The organism is Pararhizobium gei, assembly GCF_029223885.1.
Taxonomy (GTDB): Bacteria; Pseudomonadota; Alphaproteobacteria; order Rhizobiales; family Rhizobiaceae; genus Pararhizobium; species Pararhizobium gei.
In genome coordinates, this window is the sequence record NZ_CP119409.1 from 2019117 (window position 1) to 2030285 (window position 11169).

General features: G+C 58.0%; 13 protein-coding genes and 3 tRNA genes. 14 read left to right on the top strand and 2 right to left on the bottom strand.

The genetic code is table 11. The features are described 5' to 3' along the window. Positions 1–59 precede the first annotated feature (59 nt). On the bottom strand, positions 60–1004 hold the full coding sequence (locus tag PY308_RS09885; RefSeq protein WP_275790757.1) for a LysR family transcriptional regulator: 945 nt from the start codon (positions 1002–1004) through the stop codon (positions 60–62). Between the two features lie 139 nt (positions 1005–1143). On the opposite strand from PY308_RS09885, the gene PY308_RS09890 reads away from it, so the two are divergent. Both PY308_RS09890 and PY308_RS09895 read left to right on the top strand, forming a co-directional pair. After that, positions 1144–1770, top strand: coding sequence for an FMN-dependent NADH-azoreductase (locus tag PY308_RS09890; RefSeq protein ID WP_275790759.1), 627 nt, complete (start codon positions 1144–1146; stop codon positions 1768–1770). A gap of 160 nt (positions 1771–1930) precedes the next feature. Further along, positions 1931–2143, top strand: coding sequence for an alkylphosphonate utilization protein (locus PY308_RS09895; protein ID WP_275790760.1), 213 nt, complete (start codon positions 1931–1933; stop codon positions 2141–2143). A gap of 64 nt (positions 2144–2207) precedes the next feature. On the opposite strand, the gene PY308_RS09900 is transcribed toward PY308_RS09895, so the two are convergent. After that, positions 2208–3089 (bottom strand): TrmH family RNA methyltransferase, encoded by an 882-nt coding sequence (locus tag PY308_RS09900; RefSeq protein WP_275790762.1) that lies wholly within the window; start codon positions 3087–3089, stop codon positions 2208–2210. A gap of 216 nt (positions 3090–3305) precedes the next feature. On the opposite strand from PY308_RS09900, the gene PY308_RS09905 reads away from it, so the two are divergent. From PY308_RS09905 to rplL, 12 genes are all read left to right on the top strand, one after another. After that, a tRNA-Tyr gene (locus tag PY308_RS09905) sits at positions 3306–3390 on the top strand. A 24-nt stretch (positions 3391–3414) separates the two neighbouring features. Then, positions 3415–3488, top strand: a tRNA-Gly gene (locus PY308_RS09910). Between the two features lie 253 nt (positions 3489–3741). Continuing rightward, positions 3742–4917: an elongation factor Tu gene (gene tuf, locus PY308_RS09915; protein WP_275790763.1), complete on the top strand. Its 1176-nt coding sequence runs from the start codon at positions 3742–3744 to the stop codon at positions 4915–4917. A gap of 242 nt (positions 4918–5159) precedes the next feature. Next, a complete protein-coding gene (locus PY308_RS09920) occupies positions 5160–6050 on the top strand; it encodes a glycosyltransferase family 8 protein (protein ID WP_275790765.1) in 891 nt (296 codons plus the stop codon). Between the two features lie 284 nt (positions 6051–6334). Then, the gene (locus PY308_RS09925) at positions 6335–7228 is read left to right on the top strand and encodes an NAD-dependent epimerase/dehydratase family protein (RefSeq protein ID WP_275790766.1); all 894 of its coding nucleotides are present in this window, start codon (positions 6335–6337) and stop codon (positions 7226–7228) included. A gap of 151 nt (positions 7229–7379) precedes the next feature. Then, a tRNA-Trp gene (locus tag PY308_RS09930) sits at positions 7380–7455 on the top strand. Between the two features lie 187 nt (positions 7456–7642). After that, positions 7643–7843, top strand: coding sequence for a preprotein translocase subunit SecE (secE, locus tag PY308_RS09935; protein WP_275790767.1), 201 nt, complete (start codon positions 7643–7645; stop codon positions 7841–7843). A 15-nt stretch (positions 7844–7858) separates the two neighbouring features. Further along, positions 7859–8389, top strand: a complete 531-nt coding sequence (gene nusG, locus PY308_RS09940) for a transcription termination/antitermination protein NusG (protein WP_275790768.1) — start codon at positions 7859–7861, stop codon at positions 8387–8389. 260 nt (positions 8390–8649) lie between these two features. Next, positions 8650–9081: a 50S ribosomal protein L11 gene (rplK, locus tag PY308_RS09945; RefSeq protein WP_275790770.1), complete on the top strand. Its 432-nt coding sequence runs from the start codon at positions 8650–8652 to the stop codon at positions 9079–9081. A 4-nt stretch (positions 9082–9085) separates the two neighbouring features. Then, a complete protein-coding gene (gene rplA, locus PY308_RS09950; protein ID WP_275790773.1) occupies positions 9086–9784 on the top strand; it encodes a 50S ribosomal protein L1 in 699 nt (232 codons plus the stop codon). A 333-nt stretch (positions 9785–10117) separates the two neighbouring features. Next, the gene (gene rplJ, locus PY308_RS09955; RefSeq protein WP_037170474.1) at positions 10118–10639 is read left to right on the top strand and encodes a 50S ribosomal protein L10; all 522 of its coding nucleotides are present in this window, start codon (positions 10118–10120) and stop codon (positions 10637–10639) included. Positions 10640–10698: 59 nt separating this feature from the next. Then, entirely contained in the window at positions 10699–11073 is a 375-nt protein-coding gene (gene rplL, locus PY308_RS09960) for a 50S ribosomal protein L7/L12 (protein WP_275790775.1), read from the top strand. Positions 11074–11169: the final 96 nt, after the last annotated feature.

Below are 11169 nucleotides of genomic sequence, written 5' to 3' on the forward strand. Positions count from 1 at the left end.
TCGCCGTGCAGCCGATTGCGCGCTTCACTGCCGCGCGAACAGGGTTGAATTCCATCCTGTCACTCCGCCGCATGCAGCATGGCACCGGGCGGATCGACTTCCTTGCATTTGGAAAATGCTCCGGGAAGATTGTTCGCGAGGTAATCGATCAGCGCGCGCACGCCCGGGAGGATGCCAAGGCGGGAGGTAAAGACCAGATGAACGATGGCGTCGTTCGACGACCAGTCCGCAAGCACCGGCGCCAGAACGCCGTTGCGAATGCCGCGCTCGCAATAATAATCCGGCAGAAGAGCAATTCCGACACCGGCAATCGCTGCTTGCTCCAGGATCCCGAAATCGCCACAGCCTATGATCGGCTGATGAACCACATCTTTCTTCGTGCCACCGGCGTGATTGAGTTGCCATGTATCGGTGACGTGCTGCTCGTTCATCGACAGCGTCGGCAAGGTGCCAAGGTTCTCGATGGAAACGGGGCCGATCCGCCTCAGCAATCCCGGACTTGCAACCATGCGCCGCCGGGAGTCGCCGAGCTTGCGGACGATCAGATTGTTGTCCGTGTCGAGCTGGTCGCGGACGCGCAGCGCCACATCGATCCGTTCCTCGATCAGATCGATGCGCCGGTTCGTGGTGGTGATCAGGATGCGCAGCCCTGGATAGCGCCGATGAAATTCCGGCAAGATATGGCCGACCACCGGCGTGAATCCGAGCGGGCAGGCAAGGCGTACCACCCCGGAAGGCTCGCTTTTCGCTGCGGCGACAACCGCCTCAGCCGCTTCTACTCCCGACAGGATGCTTTCGCACCGCTCGTAGAACGCCTGACCGATCTCTGTGACGCGCAGTTTTCGCGTCGAGCGTTCCATGAGCCGGACATCGAGCTGCTGTTCAAGGCGGGCGACGTGCTTGCTGAGCTTCGACTTGGGAATATTCAGCGCGCGTGCTGCGGAAGAAAAGCCGTTGTTCTTTACCACTGCGGCAAAAAGCACGAGATCATTGAGGTCCTGCATGCGGTGTTCCCTGGCGTTGGTCTAGGCCTGGATTGTTTCTAACAGGAAACGGCCTGTCGAAAAAGAGGTGGCTTCTCACTCGATTGTTTTAAAATCATATGTTTGGCACGCCATAAACACATGAACCAAAGGTGCTGTCATGAACATTCTCCATATCGATTCCGGTATTCTCGGCGAACACTCCGTTTCGCGTCAACTGACGGCCGCCATCGTCGCCGGCATCAAGGCGGAGCGTCCGGAGGATGCGATCGTCTATCGGGACCTTGCGGCCAATCCTCTCGCGCATCTCAACGGCGCGCAACTTATGGCGGGGAGCGCCAATCCCGAGGGTTTGGATGCCGCCCTTGTTTCGGATCTCGAGGCTGCACGCCTGTCGCTCGAGGATTTCCTTGCGGCCGATGTGGTGGTCATAGGGGCGCCCATGTATAATTTCACCGTCCCCAGCCAACTCAAAGCCTGGCTTGACCGCATCCTGGTCGCCGGCCGGACGTTTCGCTATACGGAATCCGGCGTGGAGGGCCTTGCCAAGGGCAAGAAAGTGATCGTCGCCTCGACCCGTGGCGGTCATTATTCCGGCGCGTCGCCGATCAGCGCGTGGGATCATCAGGAAACCTATCTTCAGACGGTTTTCGGCTTTATCGGGATCACGGATATCGAGATCGTCCGCGCGGAAGGCCTGGCAATCAGCCCGGATTCGAAGGAAGCGGCGATCAGGGACGCGCAAGCGGCGATTGCCGGCCGCCGTCATTTCGATATCGCCGCCTGATTTCACTGGGCACTCGCGGGAATCTGATAGCCGGAGGGCATGACCGTCCGGCTTTTCCATGTCCGGATTTCGCATGTCCGGGGTGCGACTGGACAGGCGACGGTGGAAGCGTTAGAGGCGGGACGGGGGCTATTCCTCGGTATCCGAACAGGAATTCGACATGGACGTCAGGGACAGCAACGGCACCATCCTGGTCGAAGGCGACACTGTCACCTTGATCAAGGATCTCAAGGTCAAGGGCACCTCAGAGACGCTGAAGCGGGGCACCACGATCAAGGGCATTCACCTGACAGACGATCCGGCGGAGGTCGAATGCCGTCATGCCAAAATCAGAGGCCTTGTCCTGCGCACGGAATTTCTCAAGAAGGCCTGACGCGAAAGCGCGGCAGGTTTGCTGCGGGCGGCCTCCCGGGCGGCGCGGGCCGATCCTCCGAAGCTCAACGTTTCGTCAGGTGCTGCCGTGCCGCATACATCGCGATGGCCGCCGCGTTCGAGACGTTAAGCGACTTGATGGCGCCCGGCATATCCAGACGGGCGAGGCTCGTAACCGTGTCGCGGGTCTTCTGGCGCAGGCCCTTGCCTTCGGCGCCCAGAACCAGAGCGATCCTGTCGCCGGACACTGTCTCCTCGAGCGGCGCCGGTCCCTCCGAATCGAGACCGATCGACACAAATCCGAGCTTATGGAGTTCCTCCAGCGCATCGGCCAGATTGGTGATCTGGATATAGGGGATCATTTCCAGCGCGCCGGAGGCGGACTTGGCCATGACGCCGGATTCGGTCGGGCTGTGGCGCTGGGTTGTGATCACAGCGCCGGCGTTGAAGGCGACCGCCGAGCGCATGATGGCGCCGACATTGTGCGGATCTGTAACTTGGTCGAGGACCAGAATGAGCGGGCTGTCCTTCAGCGCCGAAAGACGGCGCACGGGCAGGGGCGCGGTTTCCAGCATGGCGCCCTGGTGAATGGCGTCCGGCCCGAGAATCTTGTCCAGATCCTGCGGCGTGACGATATCGACGGGAAAACCGAGATCTCCGACCGGTCCGGTTTCCAGACGCACGAGTGCATTCTGGGTCACCGACAGCCGGACGATCCTGCGCTCCTTGTTATCGAGTGCGGCGCGCACGGTATGGATACCGTAGAGCAGCACCTGATCGGGCGTAAGTTTTGGTGCCGTCCAGTCGGCGGCCCCAGCCTTCTTGCGGCGGTCCTGAACAGGCGTCGGGATTTCGCCGCGCTCGCGCCGCGCATCGCGGTGGGCGCGGCGAAGGGTTGCGTAATGGGTGTCTTTGGCGGGCCTGTCGCCCGGATCATCTTTGCTCATAGGCGCCTTATACTGAGGTTGAGCCGCGCGGGGAACCGCTTTTTGCGAAACTTCCGATCCGCGACCTTTCTCGCTCATATCGCTATTTTTTCGCACCGGTCGTGTTGACACGAGGAAACGGGCCGGTCATATACCCGGCGCAGATCGAAGGGGCGCATTGCTCCGGCAACGGCGCTTCGATTGAAATGCTTGGTCGCTTGATCCCGACAGAATAATGGAGGGATGCCCGAGTGGTTAAAGGGGACGGACTGTAAATCCGTTGGCTCAGCCTACGTTGGTTCAAATCCAACTCCCTCCACCATTCTGTCACACGGATCTTGACCCCGCGGGTATAGCTCAATGGTAGAGCAGCAGCCTTCCAAGCTGAATACGCGGGTTCGATTCCCGCTACCCGCTCCACGTCATCCTGCTTCTCAAATCGAAGTTTAGCACCTCGGTTCAATTCCTTGGTTGGCAATGGCTTTGACCATTGTCGGGAAGAGCTCTGGAATTCGCCGCCCGGTTGCCCATATATGCGCTATCCCAAAGGGCTGGAATGCCGTCGGGCAGTAAATAATTATGTCTTGCGCAATTCTTCCTAAACCCTTAAACGCCTCCCCAAACCGGCGCCGCCGGTATGAGCCATTCTCATTGATCACAGGAAACGTACCCCATGGCAAAGAGCAAATTTGAGCGCAACAAGCCGCATGTCAACATTGGCACGATCGGCCACGTGGACCATGGCAAGACGTCGCTGACGGCGGCGATTACGAAGTATTTCGGCGAATACAAGGCCTATGACCAGATCGACGCCGCTCCGGAAGAAAAGGCCCGTGGCATCACCATCTCGACGGCACACGTCGAATACGAGACGCCGGCCCGCCACTATGCCCACGTCGATTGCCCCGGCCACGCCGACTACGTCAAGAACATGATCACCGGTGCTGCGCAGATGGATGGCGCGATCCTGGTCTGCTCGGCCGCCGACGGCCCGATGCCGCAGACCCGCGAGCACATCCTGCTCGCCCGCCAGGTCGGCGTTCCGGCGATCGTCGTGTTTTTGAACAAGGTCGACCAGGTTGACGACGCCGAGCTTCTCGAGCTCGTCGAACTGGAAGTGCGCGAACTTCTGTCGTCCTACGACTTCCCGGGCGACGACATCCCGATCATCAAGGGTTCGGCTCTGGCCGCGCTCGAAGATTCGGACAAGAAGATCGGCGAAGATTCGATCCGCGAGCTGATGGCCGCCGTCGACGCTTATATCCCGACGCCTGAGCGTCCGATCAACCTGCCGTTCCTGCTTCCGATCGAAGACGTGTTCTCGATCTCGGGCCGTGGTACGGTCGTGACCGGCCGCGTCGAGCGCGGCATCGTCAAGGTCGGCGAAGAAGTCGAGATCGTCGGCATCCGCGCCACGACCAAGACGACGGTGACCGGCGTTGAAATGTTCCGCAAGCTGCTTGACCAGGGCCAGGCCGGCGACAACATCGGCGCGCTGATCCGCGGCGTCACCCGTGACGGCGTCGAGCGTGGCCAGATCCTGTGCAAGCCGGGTTCGGTCAAGCCGCACAAGAAGTTCATGGCAGAAGCCTACATCCTGACGAAGGAAGAGGGCGGCCGTCATACACCGTTCTTCACCAACTACCGTCCGCAGTTCTACTTCCGCACGACGGACGTGACCGGCATCGTGTCGCTTCCGGAAGGCACGGAAATGGTCATGCCCGGCGACAACGTCACGGTATCGGTCGAGCTGATCGTTCCGATCGCCATGGAAGAAAAGCTGCGCTTCGCGATCCGCGAAGGCGGCCGCACCGTCGGCGCCGGCATCGTTGCAAGCATCGTCGAGTAATCGAACGAAATTTGGCTGCGAAAAGCTGGTCGCTAAAGAGATGCATATGGCGCTTCGGTGCCGTATGCTGTGATTTTCAAGTTGATTTTATTGTTAAGCGATGGCGGCTCGGCCTGATGAGAGGCTGATTTTGACAATGGCGGTGCGTTTCACGTCGCATCTTCCGCCCTGTTCACTCCAAAACATGTCTTAGGTGATCTGGCCTTCGCCTCGGTATCGCCCGGCGCCACAAGAGGGGTCCCATGCTGATTGCCTGCGCAACGGACCGATATTACGTCGAAATGACCGGCGTACTCATTCGCTCTGTTTGCGCCCAGCCGCATTCAGACCGGTTGCGTTTCTACGTCTTCTGTGCAGGCGTTCCGCAAAAGGACAAGGACAAGCTCGCTGCCTGCGCTTTCGGTGATGCTGAGATCAATATTGTCGATATCGATGACGTGCTTTATGAGCAAGTGCGCGATTTGCCGGTCAGAAAGCATATTTCGGTCGTTGCGTATGTCAGTATTTTTATTCCCAAATTACTGGAGGGCGAGGGTGACCGCCTACTGTATGTCGATTGCGACGTAGTGGTAAACACATCACTGGATCCCCTATTTGCACTTGATCTCGGCAATCGCGCCGTTGGTGCTGCACCAGATACGACGCTGCCGGACAGAATGAAAATGTATAATGAAGCGATCGGTCACAGTGCCGAAGCGCCCTATTTCAATTCCGGAATCTTCATCGTCGATATCAAGACCTGGAACGCGCACCGGGTAACGGAGAGAGGTGCCGCCTATGCACGCTCAAGGCTCCCTCCAATTACGCAGCATGATCAAGCCGTGCTTAACAAGGTCCTTAAGGATGACTGGCTGCCGCTTGACCCGAGTTGGAACGCGAAGCCGACGGACTTTACCCCGGCGACGGTGCAAACCATGCCGATCTTGCACTATCGCGGACGCAGCAAGCCGTTTCACGCGGATTTTCCAAAAAAATACCGCACCGTGTATGATATGCACCGCATGCACACACCCTGGGCGAAAACGCGTCGCTTGAGCAAGATGGAGCGCAGTCTATCGAAGCGCCGTCGCGGTCTTATGGAACGACTTGCCGCCGTGCGCGGTGCGCTCGTGCGTTATTTCCAAGGGGCTTAACTGACAAGTTTGTGAGGCTGTCTCACTGTCGGCACTGGCATCGTGCCGTCTATCGTCCAGTAAAAAGTATTGGCTGAATGTGAAGTCGAGAGCCTCGCAGGTAACGTCGGGGCTTTGCATGCTGAACTCTCTGTTTACTCATATCTCACGAGCCGCATTGAATGGCCGTGCACTGGTCTCGAACCTGCAGCTGTCGCGGAAGCATCGGCAATAATCAGCCTGTCAGCCCTTGCGGAAGCGGTTACCAACTTTATGTATCGCCGCAGATATTCCGAGGAGATTTCATGAAAAAGCGAATCCTGTTTACCGGCGGCTCAGGCAAGGCGGGACGCCATGCGGTGCCTTATCTGATCGAAGCCGGCTATGAGGTTCACAATATCGATCTTGTGCCGCTGGACAGCCCGGGCGTCACCAACCTGATCGCCGACATCACCGATAGCGGCCAGGTTTTCAACGCGCTGTCGATGCACCGCGATTTCCCGGATCTCGAACACGGGCAGGGGCCTCGACCCTTCGATGCCGTGGTTCATTTTGCCGCGATTCCACGCATCCTGATCAAGCCCGACAATGAGACGTTCCGCATCAATACGATGGGGACCTATAACGTCATCGAGGCGGCGGTGAAGCTTGGGATTCGCAAGATCGTCGTTGCGTCCAGCGAAACGACCTACGGCGTATGTTTTGCCGAAGGACACCGGGATTTCCATCAGTTCCCCCTCGACGAAGACTATGACGTCAATCCGATGGATAGCTACGGCCTGTCCAAGGTGGTCAATGAAAAGACGGCCCGCGCCTTTGCCGATCGCTCGGGTTTCGATATCTACGCATTGCGGATCGGCAATGTCATCGAGCCCCATGAATACGGGAACTTCCCCACCTATTTCAGCAATCCCGAAATGCGCAAGCGTATAGCCTGGAGCTATATCGACGCCCGTGACCTCGGTCAGATCGTCAAGCTCTGCGTCGAAAAGGACGGGCTTGGTTTTCAGGTGTTCAATGCGGCGAACGATACCGTTTCCGCCGACACACCGTCGCGTGAACTTGCTGCGCGGTTCTTTCCTAACGTCCCGTTTAGCCGCGAGATCGGAGAGTTCGAAGGGCTTTTATCGAACAGGAAGATTCGCGAGGTGCTCGGTTTCAATGAGGAGCATGATTGGCGGAAATACGTCAAGGTGTGACGGTAGTCTTGCGCAGGGGGCGAGAAGGCGGGCTTTCCCCGATTCTTTCGTTTTTTCCGCGAAAGTCGCTTGTCATCCTCCGGCAAACTGAATAATAAGCCGCAGACTTCATCGCGGCGCTTCGGCTTCAGGCAGACAGTGTAGCGGGTCAAGGGGTATAGCTCAGTTGGTAGAGCGGCGGTCTCCAAAACCGCAGGTCGTAAGTTCGAGCCTTACTGCCCCTGCCATTCGATTACGCGCCGCAGCATAGTGGCGCAGTATACACGGAAAAGATTTGTCTTTTCCGGCTAATTTCGTAAAAAGACCGTTGACCTCTTGTGATTTTTAGAATCGGTCTTTATGTAGGGTTCAAACAGACACGCGGCGCGTGGGGCTGATCGTCAGCTTTACGGGCCGTTAAGGCGTGAGCATTCCATGGCATCCAAGACAAATCCATTTACGTTTCTGCAGCAGGTGCGCTCCGAGACGTCGAAAGTGACGTGGCCGTCGCGGCGCGAGACCATGATTTCGACTCTGATGGTGTTCATCATGGTGTTTTTCGCAGCCGCTTTCTTTTTTGCTGCGGACCAATTGATGGGCTGGCTGATCGGCCTCGTCCTGAATGCAGGCATTTAAACGGGTGAAATGACTATGGCAGCGCGTTGGTACATCGTTCACGCCTACTCGAATTTCGAGAAGAAGGTCGCTGAGGACATCGAGAACAAGGCTCGCCAGAAGGGGCTTGAGCATTTGTTCGAGAAGATTCTCGTGCCTACGGAAAAGGTCGTCGAGGTCCGCCGGGGTCGCAAGGTCGATGCGGAACGTAAGTTCTTTCCGGGTTACGTGATGGTTCGCGCCGATCTGACGGACGAGGCTTACCATCTTATCAAGAATACACCGAAGGTAACGGGTTTCCTCGGCTCCGACAACAAGCCGGTTCCGATTCCCGACTTCGAAGCCGAGCGCATTCTCGGCCAGGTTCAGGACGGTGTCGACCGCCCGAAGCCTTCGATTTCGTTCGAGATCGGCGAGCAGGTCCGCGTCTCCGATGGCCCGTTCGCATCCTTCAACGGCATTGTGCAGGACGTTGATGAGGAACGGTCGCGCCTCAAGGTCGAAGTTTCGATCTTCGGCCGTGCGACACCGGTGGACCTCGAATATGCCCAGGTCGAAAAAGTCTGATCTGGGGTGCCGCAGCGCCGGATTTCCCGGCTGCGCGGCTCTCTTTTAGTTTTCCGGGTTCTTGATCCGGTAAAGGCAGGGAAACCTGCAAAGCGCGTGGAAGGAGCCCGGTCTTAGCCGGACCGGCAGTTACCGCACCACGCAACCGCAGCCGCCATGTTTAAAGAAGCATGGCATGAAAGGCCGGGAAACCGGTTTGAACATTTCCGGTATCGACCGCTCCGGCGGACGCGATCCGGGAAAACACAAAGGCAGAGAGAATGGCTAAGAAAGTTGCAGGCCAGCTCAAGCTTCAGGTCAAGGCAGGATCGGCGAACCCGTCCCCGCCAATCGGCCCGGCGCTTGGTCAGCGTGGCGTAAACATCATGGAATTCTGCAAGGCGTTCAATGCCGCCACGCAGGAACTTGAAAAGGGTATGCCGATTCCGGTCGTCATCACCTATTACCAGGACAAGTCCTTCACCTTCATCATGAAGCAGCCGCCGGTCAGCTACTTCCTGAAGAAGGAAGCAAAGCTGACCTCGGGTTCGAAGACCCCGGGCAAGGGCGCGGTTGCAGGCAAGCTCACCAAGGCTCAGATCAAGTCGATCGCCGAAGCCAAGATGAAGGACCTGAACGCAGCCGATATCGAAGGCGCAATGACCATGATCGAGGGCTCCGCCCGCGCCATGGGTCTGGAAGTGGTGGCTTAAGATCATGGCAAAGCTAGCAAAGCGTGTACAGAAGACCCGCGAAGGCGTCGATCCGACGAAGCTCGTCGGTCTGACCGAAGCCATTTCGATGGTCAAGGAACGGGCGATCGCCAAGTTCGACGAAACCATCGAAGTTGCGATGAACCTCGGCGTCGATCCGCGTCATGCCGACCAGATGGTCCGTGGCGTCGTCAATCTGCCGAACGGCACCGGCCGTGACGTTCGCGTTGCCGTGTTCGCACGGGGTGCCAAGGCTGATGAAGCCAAGGCTGCCGGTGCGGACATCGTCGGCGCAGAGGATCTGGTCGAAATCGTTCAGGGCGGCAAGATCGACTTCGATCGTTGCATCGCAACACCGGACATGATGCCGCTCGTCGGTCGTCTCGGCAAGGTTCTCGGTCCCCGCGGCATGATGCCGAACCCGAAGGTCGGGACCGTCACCATGGACGTCGCCGGTGCTGTCAAGGCATCGAAGGGCGGCGCTGTCGAGTTCCGGGTCGAGAAGGCTGGTATCGTCCATGCCGGTATCGGCAAGGCTTCGTTCACGGCGGAAGCCATCGAACAGAACATTCGCGCCTTCGCCGATGCAGTCATCAAGGCAAAGCCGTCGGGTGCCAAGGGCAACTACGTCAAGCGCGTGGCGATTTCCTCGACCATGGGCCCAGGCGTCAAGATCGACCCGTCGACCGTCAACGTCGCTTAACAGTTCATCCGGACTTCGGTCCGGTCCAAGATTTCCGGCCTTTCGGGGCCGGGAATTCCGGGATCAAACCCGGAACTCCTGTCCGAGATTGCAGGTGGTTATCCCTTAATCACTTCAGCCTGCATGAGATGGGTGAGTCCCGAATTTCATTTGACGCGCTTTAAGCGTGGGAATTCGGTTCGAACCTCGGCTTGCCTTGTGCCGGACCCGCTCATGCGGGAACGCGCAGGGGACAGGATCCTCGAGCGTTGCTTGGGATCATCTCAGATCCCTTGTGGCAAAGGTAAACCGACTGGTTCCACATTTTGTGGTCCAGTCAACTGGAGATAGGCAGTGGAAAGAGCGGAAAAACGCGAATTCGTCACGGAGCTGAACGATGCCTTCAAGGGCGCCGGTTCGGTTGTCGTGGCCCACTATGCTGGTGTCACAGTCGCACAGATGAACGATTTTCGTTCAAAGATGCGCGCTGCTGGCGGCACCGTCAAAGTCGCGAAGAACCGCCTGGCCAAGATCGCCCTTCAGGGTACGGAAGCCGAAGGGATGTCCAATCTCTTCAAGGGTCAGACGCTGGTTGCATTCAGCGCCGACCCGGTAACGGCTCCAAAGGTTGTCATGGATTTCGCCAAGACCAACGACAAGATCGTTGTGCTGGGCGGCGCCATGGGAGCAACGACGCTCAACGCGGACGCAGTCAAGTCGCTTGCGACCCTGCCTTCGCTGGATGAGCTGCGCGCGAAGCTGCTGGGCATGATCCAGACACCGGCTACCCGCATCGCAAGCGTTGTTGCAGCACCGGCAAGCCAGCTTGCCCGCGTGTTCGCAGCCTATGCCAAGAAGGACGAAGAAGCCGCATAAGGCGGTTTTTCGTTGTTTATATCTAACCAAGTTCGAACCGAACAAAAGGAACTATCAAAATGGCTGATCTCGCAAAGATCGTAGACGACCTGTCCTCGCTGACCGTTCTGGAAGCTGCAGAACTGTCGAAGCTTCTCGAAGAAAAGTGGGGCGTTTCGGCTGCTGCTCCGGTTGCTGCCGCTGCTGGCGGCGCTGCTGTTGCTGCCGTCGTTGAAGAAGAAAAGACCGAGTTCGACGTTATCCTCGCTGATATCGGCGCGAACAAGATCAACGTCATCAAGGAAGTCCGCGCAATCACAGGCCTCGGCCTGAAGGAAGCCAAGGACCTCGTTGAAGCTGCTCCGAAGGCCGTCAAGGAAGGCGTCACCAAGGCTGAAGCTGCTGATCTCAAGAAGAAGCTCGAAGACGCTGGCGCCAAGGTTGACGTCAAGTAATCGTGCCTGTTTCGAAGGAGGGGTAGCCTGAAAAGGCTGCCTCTCTTTCATCGCTTTTCGGACGTATTACCCAAAAGCCCGTTGAAACGGCTTTTG